12 protein-coding genes and 1 riboswitch are annotated in these 14,120 nt (G+C 48.5%); of the genes, 4 read left to right on the top strand and 8 right to left on the bottom strand.

Translation table 11 applies throughout. The annotated features are described in order from the left end of the window. Window positions 1-37: 37 nt before the first annotated feature. Window positions 38-175, bottom strand: a riboswitch (FMN riboswitch). Window positions 176-361: 186 nt separating this feature from the next. Then, the gene (locus C5O22_RS03220) at window positions 362-745 is read left to right on the top strand and encodes a glycine cleavage system protein H (protein ID WP_132779761.1); all 384 of its coding nucleotides are present in this window, start codon (window positions 362-364) and stop codon (window positions 743-745) included. Between the two features lie 57 nt (window positions 746-802). Then, a complete protein-coding gene (locus C5O22_RS03215) occupies window positions 803-1,642 on the top strand; it encodes a class I SAM-dependent methyltransferase (protein WP_132779760.1) in 840 nt (279 codons plus the stop codon). A 161-nt stretch (window positions 1,643-1,803) separates the two neighbouring features. Here C5O22_RS03215 and C5O22_RS03210 read toward each other — a convergent pair whose 3' ends face one another. Further along, entirely contained in the window at window positions 1,804-3,432 is a 1,629-nt protein-coding gene (locus C5O22_RS03210) for a sensor domain-containing diguanylate cyclase (RefSeq protein ID WP_132779759.1), read from the bottom strand. A gap of 152 nt (window positions 3,433-3,584) precedes the next feature. On the opposite strand from C5O22_RS03210, the gene metA reads away from it, so the two are divergent. Both metA and C5O22_RS03200 read left to right on the top strand, forming a co-directional pair. Next, entirely contained in the window at window positions 3,585-4,565 is a 981-nt protein-coding gene (metA, locus tag C5O22_RS03205) for a homoserine O-acetyltransferase MetA (RefSeq protein WP_132779758.1), read from the top strand. Window positions 4,566-4,777: 212 nt separating this feature from the next. Beyond that, a complete protein-coding gene (locus tag C5O22_RS03200) occupies window positions 4,778-6,067 on the top strand; it encodes an O-acetylhomoserine aminocarboxypropyltransferase/cysteine synthase family protein (protein ID WP_132779757.1) in 1,290 nt (429 codons plus the stop codon). A 48-nt stretch (window positions 6,068-6,115) separates the two neighbouring features. Here C5O22_RS03200 and C5O22_RS03195 read toward each other — a convergent pair whose 3' ends face one another. The 7 genes from C5O22_RS03195 to C5O22_RS03165 form a co-directional block, all read right to left on the bottom strand. Then, complete coding sequence (locus C5O22_RS03195) at window positions 6,116-7,066, bottom strand: tetratricopeptide repeat protein (protein ID WP_132779756.1); 951 nt, start codon at window positions 7,064-7,066, stop codon at window positions 6,116-6,118. 26 nt (window positions 7,067-7,092) lie between these two features. Further along, a complete protein-coding gene (locus C5O22_RS03190) occupies window positions 7,093-8,919 on the bottom strand; it encodes an Ig-like domain-containing protein (protein ID WP_132779755.1) in 1,827 nt (608 codons plus the stop codon). Continuing rightward, window positions 8,907-10,979 carry a tetratricopeptide repeat protein gene (locus C5O22_RS03185; protein WP_132779754.1) on the bottom strand — a complete coding sequence of 691 codons (2,073 nt, stop codon included), beginning with the start codon at window positions 10,977-10,979 and terminating at the stop codon, window positions 8,907-8,909. Before C5O22_RS03185 ends, C5O22_RS03190 begins: the two co-directional genes overlap by 13 nt. Window positions 10,980-11,113: 134 nt before the next feature. Then, on the bottom strand, window positions 11,114-11,662 hold the full coding sequence (locus tag C5O22_RS03180; RefSeq protein WP_207895336.1) for an NUDIX hydrolase: 549 nt from the start codon (window positions 11,660-11,662) through the stop codon (window positions 11,114-11,116). 43 nt (window positions 11,663-11,705) lie between these two features. After that, window positions 11,706-12,182 (bottom strand): hypothetical protein, encoded by a 477-nt coding sequence (locus tag C5O22_RS03175; RefSeq protein WP_132779752.1) that lies wholly within the window; start codon window positions 12,180-12,182, stop codon window positions 11,706-11,708. Window positions 12,183-12,291: 109 nt separating this feature from the next. Then, window positions 12,292-13,203 carry an arginase gene (gene rocF, locus C5O22_RS03170; protein WP_132779751.1) on the bottom strand — a complete coding sequence of 304 codons (912 nt, stop codon included), beginning with the start codon at window positions 13,201-13,203 and terminating at the stop codon, window positions 12,292-12,294. Next, window positions 13,200-14,117 (bottom strand): DUF6675 family protein, encoded by a 918-nt coding sequence (locus C5O22_RS03165; protein WP_132779750.1) that lies wholly within the window; start codon window positions 14,115-14,117, stop codon window positions 13,200-13,202. The genes rocF and C5O22_RS03165 overlap by 4 nt, the downstream gene beginning before the upstream one ends. Window positions 14,118-14,120 lie beyond the last annotated feature (3 nt).

Below are 14,120 nucleotides of genomic sequence, written 5' to 3'. Positions count from 1 at the left end.
GCTGACCAAATTCTTCTACGGCCGCTTGAAGAATTTGGTAGATTTTCTTCCATCCGGACTATACCGTCGGCATCGGAATTTCACCGATTCAGTTGGCCATGGCCAAGTCGCGGGCTATCACCGCCGGTAGGGAATTACCCTGCATCGCAGGGCTCACCCGACCCTGAAAATCTATGTATTACCATACGAAACAGAACTCTTTCTGTCAACTACTTGCAACCATTCACTCTGGGTTGTAGCTTTTCTGGTCCCAGGGCGGAAAAGCTCAACAGTAAAACCTTGCCTTTTTCTCTACCCCCCGGTATAGTAAGCCTGCTGAGGACCACGAAAGGGAATAGAGAAGAGGATAAGGGAACCGCACATGCATATCGATACCAGCGCCCGGTACAGCAAGGAACACCTCTGGGTCCGAAAAGAAGGGAGCCTCTTTGTGGTGGGGCTTACCCATCATGCCCTGCGATCCCTCGGGGATATCGTGTATATCGAACTTCCCCGGGTAGCCCATCATTACGAAGCAGGAGCGGTGTGGGGAGTAATCGAATCGGCAAAGGCCGCGCAGGATCTTATCATGCCCCTTGCAGGAACGGTGATCGCCGTTAATAAGGCCCTGGAGAAACATCCCGAATGGATAGGTCACGATTGTTACGGAAAGGGCTGGATATTCCAACTGCAAGGGGAGAAGCCAGAACAATTTTCCGGCCTCCTATCCCCCGAAGAGTACCGGACTTTTATCGGCGAATTCTGAAAGGAAAACCGCGCCCCGCTCTTGCCAAAGGGGTTCCTCATTTTTTACACTGCTTGTATGAACATGCGCTGCCCCTTCTGCCTGGAGCCCGCTCTGAGAGAACGGCATACAAAAAAGTCCCTTCTTACCGGTGAAATCATATATTATTATCGATGCAGCGCCTGTGGTTCCTACCGACAGGTTCCCTATCCCACTCAGGATGTTCTTGATGCCTATTATCAACAGTACCCCGAAATTAAAGAAATTCTTAATGCGGGCTACTTAGATCCCCAGGGATATGCGGTCCTCCAAAAAGAACGGGATATGACCCTCCAGGAGCTTCGTTTTCCCCTGGAGAGAATAAAAAATCATACGAACGCCGAGCTGGGTTGCGCCAACGGGATGTTTCTCCACTATCTTTACGAAAAGGGGGGACGGGATATCATCGGCCTGGATATATCAACGCCCTTACTGGAACAAATTCCTCCGGGGAGATATCGTATCTACAAGGGTGGCCTTGAGCAACTTCCCTCCGATTCGGTAGATAATCTCTTTCTTTTCCACATTCTTGAGCACCTCTCCGATATGGAATCCTGTTTTTTTCACCTTCGACGGGTATTAAAAGAGGAGGGCCTTGTTGTTCTCGAAGTACCCGTTGCAGGATGGATCTCCGAACGCCAGGGTGAGGGGTGGCGTTTTTTCATGGCCGATGAACACCTGAACATTCCCACCTACCAGGGGTTGCGTCATTTCTTAAAACGACAGAATATCCGTATTCTGCACACGACCCGCTTTGGTAGTGGTCATACCCGGGGAAGTATTTCTCCTCTCAAAAAGGCTTTTTTCGATTGGGCCGCTAAAACCTTTAACTATGGAGATCGCATAGCCCTTCTTTTATGTAAAGACAAAAAGATATAAAGGATACGAAGCATAAGATATGAAAAACACCCCTTCAATTTTCGTAAAAATATTTGCGCGGTACTACGGATTCTTAGAAGTGGTAAAATTGAAGAAGAAACAGGGAAATCTCTTCCTGTTTTGTATGATGAGTGGAAAAACTTTTTGTACCACCGATACCCTTAAACGTAGCCGTTTTCCGGCCATTCCGCGTGCACCCTATTTCTTCCTGTCTTCTTAGCCATATATAACGCCGAGTCAAGCCGCTGGAGCACCTTATCTAGAGTTTCATCGGTTTGTACAACGGTTACCCCCGCACTTATCGTTATGTGCTGGGGAAGCTCAAAATCGTGGGATTCTACAACTTTCCGTAATTTTTCTGCTACTTCCTGAACAACAGAGATGGGAGTTTCAGGCAGGATCACCAGGAATTCTTCTCCTCCCCACCGACCATGCATATCGGTTTTACGGATATTATGAGAAATAAGTAAGGTAAGTTCCTTCAAAACCCTATCACCCTCTTGATGCCCATAGCTATCGTTTACGTTCTTAAAGAAATCAATATCATACAGGATAAGGCTCAGGGAAGTGTTGTAGCGGACACATCGTTCATACTCTGTTTTTAAAAGCTCTTCGATTTTTCTTCTGTTAAAGAGACCCGTTAAAAAATCATGGATTGCTAATGATTCTAGAAGCTTATTCTTTTCTAAGAGCTCTTGATTTTTCTGATACAACGATTGACTTGTTAACTTGCCAATGTATTGGGCAATTTGCCCTATTTCATGGTTTGGCAATGAAAGCGTTATCCCTGATTCTACTAGCGAATCATTATGAATTACCGTATATACATATTCACGGAGACTCCGAAGGGGCTCAAGAATTTCATGGTTCCAGAAATAATAAAAAATAACACTAAAGATAAGAACTAACACAATTATCTCTAAAACATACACTAACATAATTTTTATTATGGGAGAAAATAATTCCTCTTCATTAACGGTAGTAACCAGATACCATCCGCTATTCTCTAGATATGAAGCGTAGGCAATCTTTCGTATTCCTTCAAAATCATAATTAAAAAAAAGAGACTTGCCAAAGGCACTACGCAGCTTTACCGTATCCAGAAAATGCACCCCTATGAGTTCCTGCCGAGGATGGGCAAGACATATCAGGTTTTTATCCAAAATAAAACTATACGAAGAAGTATAAAAACTGGATCGAAATTTTAGTTGATCTACAATATTCTCTACCCGGCTATCAATAACAAGAAGTCCCACAAAACCATATTCAGGATGTATAAGGCGATGGAGCAATGACAAAAGGGCATCCCCAGAAGAGGGGTCTTGCTGCAAGAATCCAATAAAGAGATCCTCCTGTTGTAATTGAGGAAGCCTTTCTAAATACCAGGAAAAACTCTGGATGCTCCCATTGTTTTTCGGCATCGGATCAGGGGCTAGGATTGTCCCATCTCGATATATACTGTACACCCGGTATACGTGGGTATTAAACTTTTTAACCGCTGAAAGGTATTGCACCACTAATTGCTGATGCTCTTTGGCTCCCTGGGAAGAAGACAACAACTCTGGATAAGAAGCTAACATCTGCAGGGTATGAATCATCTCATTAAAATAGGCCTCTATAAAATTATTTAGGCTACGATTCTTCTCCTGTAAAAAGCTTTTTGAACTTTCCTGAAGATAGGGATACATACCATAGTAAAAATGCAGGGTCAAGGCAAGAATGAGAATACAGGAAAAGAATCCCGTAAAAAGAAGCATCCTTTTCCCTACCGAATAGGGCCGATCATTCATAGTATAAATATAGTACTTTTTTTGCGTCCTTAAGAAAATACTCAAAACTTTTTTGGCTAGCTTACTAAAAACATTTTTACTAGTCTTGACATTTCTGACGTATTTAGTAATATTCTCCTCAAAGCTAGAATTTCGGGAAGAGGAGGCACCCTATGCCCGTACGTATTCCTGACAACCTTCCTGCTCGTTCGGTCTTAGAGACAGAAAATATCTTTGTCATGACCTATGAGCGGGCGATTCACCAGGATATCCGACCTCTGCGTATTGCGGTGCTTAACCTCATGCCCACAAAGATTGTTACCGAAACCCAACTGTTACGCCTGCTGGGGAATACGGCGCTCCAGGTGGATGTTCGCTTTATTCGGATGGCAAGCCATGATTCAAAAAACACTCCCCAGGAACACCTGGAGACTTTTTACGAAACCACCGATGAGATCCTTGGGGAGCGGTTCGATGGTCTTGTGATTACCGGGGCTCCCGTAGAAACCCTTCCCTTTGAGGAGGTCGATTACTGGGAAGAATTAGTCCGTATCATGGACTGGAGCGTTACCAACGTGTGGTCTACTCTGCATATCTGCTGGGGAGCCCAGGCAGGGTTGTACCATCATTTTGGAATACCCAAGTATCCGGTGTCCGAAAAGGTTTTTGGGATCTTTAAACATCGCCTTTTGAAACCCCTCGAACCACTAGTGCGGGGCTTTGATGAAGAATTCTATGCGCCCCAGTCACGGCATACCGAAATTCGGGAAGAGGATGTGGCACAACATCCCCTGCTTAAAATACTTGCAACCTCTGAAGAATCGGGACTCTATCTGATAAGTTCCCGGGACCGCCGGATGATTTTTGTTACCGGCCACCCCGAATATGACCGACTCACCCTGAAAGCAGAATACGACCGGGACCGGGAACGGGGGCTCCCCATAAGAATTCCCCGCCACTATTTCCCTGACGACGATCCAGGCCGTACCCCCATTATGAACTGGCGGGCCCACGCACACCTTTTGTACGCCAACTGGCTTAACTATTGCGTGTATCAGGAAACCCCCTACGATTTAGCGGAACTCACCCCCGCAGAACGGGGTCATATACCAGTAGAAACGAGCCTTGCCTCCGCAAGTCCGATGCCCCGCTAGGGGCATAGAGCATCCATATCACCCGTTGGCCTTCTTTCAGGAAGACGGCAGATACCGGAAGAGAAGGCGACGGGAAAACCTTTCACCCTTTCTGCCGACCTGGCCCCCAGAAAATCATTTTATATAGAATATTCCTGGGGGAAAGAAAAAGGCCCTGAACCCCAACGTAAGGAGAATTGGGGTCATTGGGGTATGTTTTACGGAGGCATAGGATGAACAAATACGAACATTTTGAAACCGCCACTTTACACGGTGGCCAGGAACCGGATCCCACCACCCTTTCCCGGGCGGTACCGGTGTATCGAACCAGTAGTTATGTGTTTAAAAGTGCGGACCACGCGGCCCGACTCTTTGCACTCAAGGAATTTGGGAATATTTACAGCCGCCTGGGCAACCCTACCAACGAGGTGTTGGAACAGCGGGTCAGTATTCTTGAAGGGGGAGCCGCATCGGTGGCGGTTTCTTCAGGGACCAGCGCCATCTTTTATGCGATTATAACCTTAGCAAAGGCGGGGGACGAAATCATCTCTGCCCCCAACCTGTACGGCGGCACCTATACCATGTTCGATGCGATTCTGCCGGACCTGGGGATTACCGTACGTTTTGCGGACCACCGGGACCCCGAAAGCTTCGATCGACTGGTCACCGAAAAAACCCGGGCGTTTTATATCGAAACCATCGGGAACCCTGTCCTCGATGTGATCGACATCGAAGCGGTGGCGGCCATCGCAAAAAAACATCACCTGCCCCTCATCGTCGACGGGACCTTCACCACCCCCTACCTTCTTAGAACCATCGAACATGGGGCAAATATTGTCATTAATTCCCTTACCAAGTGGATGGGAGGGCATGGGACCGCCATTGGAGGCATCATGACCGATGCGGGCAATTTTGACTGGTCCGACCCCCGGTTTAGCCTTTTTACCCAGCCAGATCGAAACTATCATGGCCTGCGCTGGGCCCTGGATTTACCCCCAGAACTCGCCCGGATTGCCTTTGCCCTCCGATTCCGTACCGTTCCCCTGCGCAATCTGGGGGCCTGTCTTTCACCGGACAATGCCTGGATCTTTCTCCAGGGTTTAGAGACGCTCCACCTGCGCATGAGCCGGCACAGCGAAAACGCTTTACAGGTAGCCCAGTTCCTGGCCAAGCATCCTAAGGTAGCCTGGGTACGCTATCCGGGACTTCCCACTGACCCCACCTATCCCATAGCCCAGCGGTACCTGAAACGGGGTTTTGGGGGAATGGTGGTCTTCGGTCCCAGGGGAGGGAAAGCGGCAGCGGAGCGTTTCATCGATGGGTTGCGCCTCTTTTCTCACCTGGCAAACGTGGGGGATGCGAAGAGTCTTGCCCTACATCCCGCGTCCACGAGCCACTCCCAGCTTACCGAAGAGCAGCAACGGGAAGGGGGCCTCAGTCCCGATCTGGTTCGGCTTTCCATCGGCCTTGAATCGATAGAGGATATTATTGGCGATATTGAACAAAGCCTGGGAAGGATATAACGCCTGTGGGGCGTCTGAGAATGGCGCCCCACCCCTCAACGAAGATCTTTACATCCTCTTTAGATAAGCAGATATCTCCTGCCCCACATCACTGTTTGGATCGAGGGCCTGGGCTATTTCCAATACCTTTTTAGCCTCCCCTTTTTTCGCCAATCCTTCATAGCAAAGGGCCTGTAAAAACAAGGCGGCCTGTCGATCCCTCACAGATATATTTACCCCCTCATACTGCTGCAAACACCCTAAAGCTTGAGACCAGTCAGTCATATCCATATACAAGCGGGCCTTTAAAAAGACAGCGGGGCCGTATTCAGGCACATTTGAATAAAACGGCGTATTTTCTAATACCCGCAAGGCCGGCAAAAGGAGATCCTGGGCATACAACGCCACCGCTTCCCAATAGGTAGCACGAAACACCTCTTCCGGGGAAACCGTTCCCCTTTGTTTTATTGCTTGGGCGCCTTTGACTACGGCAGGATAATCCCCTTCTGCATAAAGGGAAAGGATATACAAGAAAGGATCTTCTTTTTCCTTTATACCCTCTGTTCTTTCTCCTTCATCCCAACACATTGTTTCAAGGAGAGAACTATCTTGCGCGCTTGCTCCTCTGGCGCCTGCGGTGGTAGTAATAACGGGAGAAGTCGTATCTTTTCCTACAAGTCGAGCAATCTTTTCCACCATCATCCCAGGGCCCGTAGAATTTTTCTGAGCTTCCCGAGTGGAACTAATAATCTCCGCCAGATTATATACACCGGGTTTTCGTAACCTCATATGAAGAGGTCCATACCGAAGTTCCACCAGGGTATCCCTGGAAAGCCTCAGAATCGCCGTAGGAAGTACGGTGGTGCCTTCTTCTATAAAGGTCCATTTGTTTCCTTGTTGCTGTTCTTCAACCTTTCCTTCGACCCATACGATCTCCACCCCTTGTTGCGCCGTGAGGAACATGAGCACGGGGAAGAAACCCATAAACCCTACCAGGAAGAAGAGTTTTTTTATTCCCATTCCGGCCTCCTTTCGAGCAAACTTTTTCATTTACCAGTCCAGAATTTAGCTCCCGTCTCACTTGGAATATAAGTGACGGTTCCCACTTTTGTAGCTTTGACTCTCCAGCAATACAAAGTATTCGAAGTAAAGTCTACCGGATAATACGTATTGGTGGTACTTCCCAAACTAATCCAACTACTACTACTGTTATCGTATATTTGAATGGTATAGGTGTATCCAACTGCAATCCCTCGCCATTTAAGGGTTAAATTAAACGTACTCACGTACGTTTGCCCATCATAGGGAATGACGGAAGTCACCACAACCGTCCGACTGCTCGTACTGGACCAGTCCCCGTTTGCATCCTTTTCTTTAACCTCTAAGGTATAGGTGCCATCCGCCAGAGTAGAAGGGGTATACGAGGTGGCAGTGGTATCCGCCGACCAGCTTCCATTCCAATAGTATCGGAACACCCCGATTCCGAATCCCCCGGATTGCCAGGACCAGGTGGGGGTTTGGGAAAGGGTTACCGTGTCCGGGCCAGTAAATACTGGCGGATTGGGGACCCCATTTACGCTGATACTCTTAAGAGTCATAGAAGACAAATTCCCCGCCTCATCCTTTTCTTGCACCCCCACAGTATATGTGCCATCCGCTAAATCCGTAGAGGGAGTATAAGAGGTGCCGCTGCTCCAGGCAGAATATCCCTCGGGGGTCAGGGGAGCATATAAATAATACCGGAACTGGCCATTTCCTCCGCCACCGCTCGACCATGTCCAGGTAGGCCGACGGTTCGTGGTCGGACTAGTCCCACTTACCGTGGGCGCTGCGGGCGGTACTGTGTCCACCACTACGGTCTTTGATCCACTGTTCGACCAGTTTCCCGCCGCATCCCGTTCTTGTACATACAGAATATGACTACCATCTGTCAAATCAGTACTAGGACTAAAGGAGAGCGCTGTTGTTTGAGTCCAACTCCCGCTGGTGGAGTCCAATTGATATCGATATACTCCACTGCCCCCTCCCCCACCGCTCGACCATGTCCAGGTAGGCTTCTTATTATTGGTCGGCGTGATCCCACTTACCGTGGGCGCTGAAGGCGCTGTCTTATCATATACAATATCTCCAATAAGTATTGCACTATACTGAAGCGGTTCAGGGCGTCGCAGGATCACATACACATACTGGCGCCCTTCTTCCTGTCCTGCTAAGGTAAAATTCCATGTTTCAGTTATTTGTTTCCATGTCCAGGAAGCGGCATTAGTTTCAGGATTACTCAGAGCATCCGCCGTCCCCGCTACCGTAAATTCCTGAGCCAGGCTGTTTGGGCTACTAATAGTAATCTGCACTCCCGTAGTGTTCGTAAAGCCATCTGTGCTCTCTAGGTTACTGCTTTTTACCTTGACTTGACCCGAAGGGCCCACCCCGGTTGTAAAAGACCAGGATATTTCACTGAGCAAGGAACTTCCATCGGTCCCTTTTATTCCCCTCAGGGTTACATAATAGGAGGACGCTTCAGTCAGAAGACTCTGGGGCTTAATATCAAGGGTATTGGTCTTTACATCGAAGGTCCCACTCCAGATAACCGCTTCATAATTTCCTTTAGTTACTTCCACCGTAGAAGATGATACCGATTCCATATCAAGGGGTCTATCAAAAACAACTCGAATACGACATCCCGGATTTACCCCTTGCTCATTCGCATCAGGAGATATCTTTAAAACTTTGAGATACCGATCATGGGCTTTCATCACCTCTATCGTGGCGGCCTTTACAATATCCACCGCGCTGTCCATACAGGATCCTAACAGAATGAGCGCGCCCCATACTTCCAAACCAACCACCAAGGACCAATATTTTATTCGTCCCATAGTTGCCCCTCCATAGCATTAAAAGATTCCGAAGCACGAATCTTAGGTACCGTCGCATCCGCTAACTCAACAGAAAGCGATAGATTGGGATTTATTTTTTTTATTTTTGAAATAATTTCATTTGTCTGAGAAAGGGCCCCTAAACTGTAAAAACACCGAGCAGCCCCCAGCAAGGCAGGAACAGAATCGGGCATTACCCTGAGAGCCGCCTGGTATTGCTGTAAAGCCCCTTCCATATCCCCTTTTAAATACATAACATTTCCTAAATTCGTCAGAGCCGGCGGATAGTTTCCCTTTTGAGATGCTAATTTAAATTGTTCTATCGCTTTATCCAGGAACCCAAATTGGGCATACACAATTCCCTTGCGATTAGCAATTTGTTCTGCTTGCAGCTTTGACCGCTCCCCTTCTTTCTGGATAACAAGGACCCTTTCTTTTACGTACATCTCGAAAAACCTTAAAACTTCCTTTTTACATTTTTCTACAACCTCCTCGGAGGAAGGGAAGGGAATAGCCGTGCTTCCTTCTAAGAAGCCTATCGGTTCATATATTTTCCATGCATCCCGTACGAGATAGAACCCCTCAGTACCCGCTTGTTTTGCTTCCGCCCACTCTTGTAGCCCTATGCGCCAGGAACGTACAAAACCTTCCTTTATGAGAGTGATTTCTACAGGAATCCATACCGTATTATCACGAATGAGTACGTCATTTTGAATATCAAAAAGTTTTTCTGCCTTTTCCGGAGACAGGCCACAATCAAAAGCCACATATATATGACCTGGAATGGTAATAAGGGCGGTGGGAATTCCTACTGATTCAAGAAGCGATGCATACAATACCGAGAGATCATCACAATCGCCTGCCCGATAGGCTAACGTTTGAACAGGAAATTGCAAGTAATCTATTTTTTCTTCGGTATTCGAATAGGCATGATACGGTGTTTGGGGATCCACCGAATAACTCATATTATGGGCCGATAGGGCCTGAAAAAGGGCAAAAGCATTTCTAAAATTTTCAGAGATAATAGGAAAAACTTCTTTCTGAGTACTGGCAATCACATTCTTGGCAAAACGTTGCACCACGGGATCTTTAGCGGTAATAAACGCAGCCACCTTTCGGTCATCATCCCAGGTAAGCGCATTGCGATTATAGATTTGCACCGTCACAGGAAGAGCTATTTTTCTTTCACTACCTATATACAGGTATTCCACTATGATTTCCCCTGCGACCTTTGTACCTTCCGTAACCTTAAAAATAGAATCGTTAAAGAGTGCAAAGAGTGGTAGCCTTTCCTTTCCTCCCGCCGGTAGCATCTTTATCTCTGAACACGAACGAGGGGTATCCATGTACTGTTTTACATAAAAGGAGACTTTTACTTTTTCCAAGGGAAGCGTTTCCTTGTTTATGAGGATGATTTCTCCTATAGGGTTTTTATCGTAATGGGAATAAAAAAGAGGAAAAACAGGTTTTAAGGTATGATCTATCTGGAGGTCCCTTCCTTTTTTAGAACCCTTTAAATCATAGGAGATCCCCACCTGCGCAGTAAAACCTTCGTACAAAGGAACAGTGGGGGTAAACAAATATTTGTACGTTCCTCCCAACCGCAGGGTAAGGGCAGGGCCTAAACGAAAATCAAGTTCTAGACCTCCTTCTGCGTAGGGATTCCGTACCATCCCAAAATCAGAAAGGGCAAGGTACATTCCCCCACCGCCTCCCATTTTTACTGCAAGCCATGGAAGGATGTTATAATAAAGGCCACCGTTGCCCCCTCCAAAAATAAAAGTCAGGCTACTATCTGCCTTATTCAAAGGGCTAAGCCACATTTCTCCTGAAAGTCTCCCATACAAGAAAGGAGCAAAGGAAGGGATGAAATCTCCCTTTATCCCCACCCCTCCCCCTACAGAAAAGAGTTGTAAATTTTCACCTTCAATAGAGGGACCCACAGGAATTGAAAGAAGGGGTGTCACAGAAACAACAAAATCATCCGATCCTACCGTAGCGGAAACCATCATTAAAATGGCATACCCCAGAATCATCTTTTTTAGATAAGAGGCCCGCATACCTTACCCCCATACTTGTAATATGCTGCCACACCTTAGTTAGCCACATCACATATACTCTGAGGGTAAATTTAGAACGTTCTTGCCCGAGATTAAAACCTAAAAATCCCATATGGAGTTTTTTAGGGATTCTATTACATACATTTTCCCATATAGCGGTAATACAAAAAAAGGGCCGCCACCATAAGGGCGTGCCCCATATCTTCTCCACCGACAAGGTTGATAGCCTCTTCTTCGGGAACCAGGACTACTTCAATGTCCTCGTGTTCATCGAGACGTGGTTCGGCAACTTTTTTACAATCCTCTGCAATAAAGGCATGAAAAGAATTGGTCATAAAGGCAGGATTAGGGGATAAACTCCCAATAGGAACTACCAGTTCAGGCATGTATCCTGTTTCTTCCAGGAGTTCCCGGGTTATGGCCTTTACCGGATCTTCGCCGGGGCTGATAATACCCCCCGGGAATTCGATACACCGTTTTGCCAGACCATGGCGAAACTGTCGGACCATCACCAGGCTCCGCCCCCTTTCGGTGGTCACCACGGGGATAACCCCTGCCCAATCGGGGGCATCGAGCAGATAAAAGGGGGCTGGCGGCTGATTTTCCCGCTGGCGGAGGACCTGAAAAACTGAAAAAAAACCACAATCCAGCAAACAGGTCCGTTCCAGGTTCCGCCAGCCCATGATGCCCCCTTTCTGCAGCTTGTATGCCTTACAAAAGGTAACGTTAGAATCGAATACGGGCACCCAGTTCAACCCCAAATCCCACATTCGGCGTAGGATAAAGGGGAACTGCTAAGAGGGGAGAAAGGAAAATTTCAAACTTTTTAATCGGCCAGAACTGAAGACCCAGGGGCATCCGGAGTCCAAAATCAAACTGCGCTTGATTTCCACCGGCAATGCCAAAATAGCCCCCGACCCCAAGGAAATAACTAAAATTGGATCCTAAACCTTCCGCATCAATCACGTAATAATCGATCGAAGTATTAAAGCGGCTTGCGGTAAAATCATACTTTAAACCTATGACGGGGAAACTCGAAAATTTCAGGGAAAGCCCTACGCCTCCACTGGAAATACCGCCGGTGGACCCAAAACTGCCGTAGACCCCCAGACCGGTCATACCACCGGGTCCCGCCGCAAAGAGTGCGACAGGGCTTACCATAAGGATGAGCACCGCCAGAGCTATTAAGAAACTTCGCTTCATAACATCCTCCACATACGATGATATCCCCAGTATTATAATTTTTTTGGATAATTGCAACAGGGAAAGGCTCTTTTGTTAATGTAACAAAACCGGGAGAACAGGGCCTTTTTCATTCATACACCCTGCCCCCCAAGAGCCGCCGGGCAATCTCCACCGCCATATGGGCCGTCTGGTTTCGGACATCCAGCACCGGATTTACTTCCACCAACTCCGCAGAAGCAAGAAGCCCAGAAGCGGCCAGTTCCTCCGCCAGGAGCAATACCTCCCGGTAGGTAAAGCCCCCCGCCAGGGGAATCCCCACCCCCGGAGCCACCATGGGATCCATCACATCCATGTCCACACTCACATGGAGCCGATCCACCCGTTCCCGAAAGAAGGAAACCAAACGGCGTACCGTTTCGGCCATTCCCAGGCGATCCACATCGGTCATGGTGAACACAGAAAGCCCCGCCTTTTTCATGTTGAGTTTTTCGCCCGGATCAAGGTCCCGCACTCCCACAAGGGCCACATGAGCCGGATCAAGTTTACGAAAGGCCCCGTGAAGATGCACCAGATCGGGGTGTCCATAGCCACAGGCGATGGCCAGGGACATCCCATGGATGTTCCCCGAAGGACTTGTCTCGGGGGTGTTAAAGTCTCCGTGGGCATCCACCCACAGGGTACCCCAGCGAAGCCCCTGCTTTTGATACGCCGCTCCCAGCCCCGCCAGGGTTCCAATCGCGATCGAATGATCGCCTCCAAGTACAAGGGGGAAATACCCTTCCAGAACCGCCTGTTCTACCCGGCGGGCCAGCTCTTCACAGGCCTCCGCTATGGGTGCCAGGTATTTAAGCTGGGGATCCCCTACTTCCAGGAACTCCTGGGCAGGAACCGAAATACCGGGGAAGGCCTCTTCGCAGGTATGACCGAGCTCTTGAATGGCCTGCCGTAAACCGGCGAGGCGAATCGCCGAGGGCCCCATGTCACTGCCCCGACGACTTGCCCCAAAATCCAGGGGAAGCTCTATGACTCGAATCTTCATCGTTCTACAGTCTCCATGTGTTTCTGAAACCATCCTTTGAGCGCCATCGCCCGATAATACAGGGGTGGCGCCACAAGGTGTTCGATGGGCAGAAAAAGGATTGCCCGGACACTCCACACCGTATAAATGTAGACCCCCGTTTCAGAGGGCAAATAAAATAAATCGATGAGGGCCTGCCTTTCTGGGACCGCGGGGAACCACAAAAAACGGAGGGGCGAGAGGTTTTCCATCCGAAGGTGGATTCCGTCCTGGCTCATAAAGCGAAGGGAGGCATGAAAAAGAATCGTTCCAAAATCCACATCTTCCACCTGGAATTTTCGTTCAAAGGAACTGGACCTCTCGGGGAAGGGTTGCTCCGACACTTTTTTGAAGAGGCGGATTATCCCCTTTTTCGCATCCCGGTAAGAGAGATTTGAAAGACTGCCTGCCTGGTCCATCAACAGAAGCGCCTGGGAAGGCGTGATAGAAGGAGGCATTGTCCCGGGGGGATAGTAAAAGAGGGCCTCCTGGCGGGCGTGGGCCCTCAGTCTTTCGTGGTCCTGGGCGATGCTCGGGGCATCCGGGAAGGGGGGCAGTAGACTCAGCCCCTGGGGCATCATGATAAAACGGGTAAGGGCCCCGGTTTTTCTCAGTTCCCCTTCCAGAGTCGCCGAAAGGCCCTGCCCCCTCAAGGGCTGACACAGACCTACCAGCATAAGAAGCACCATAGGGAACCGCTGCACAAGGGCTTTTGCTTCACCACTTAGTCGGATTACAGGTCCACCGGCAAGGGGCAACAGAGAACATCGCAGAAATAAACCCTGGGGATTTCCATTTTTCTTTTCCCCAGGCGTGATAAGGCCCTTTTTGGGCCATCCTTTCGTCTGAGCCCTTACCGTTCTCCGGCTCTCCGCTCCCTCTTTTGAGTTCCCCATAAT

The sequence above is a fragment of the Treponema sp. J25 genome, from assembly GCF_004343725.1.
GTDB lineage: Bacteria > Spirochaetota > Spirochaetia > Treponematales > Breznakiellaceae > J25.
The sequence above is the reverse complement of the archived record's forward strand: the minus strand, read 5'-3'. Positions and strand labels throughout refer to the sequence as shown.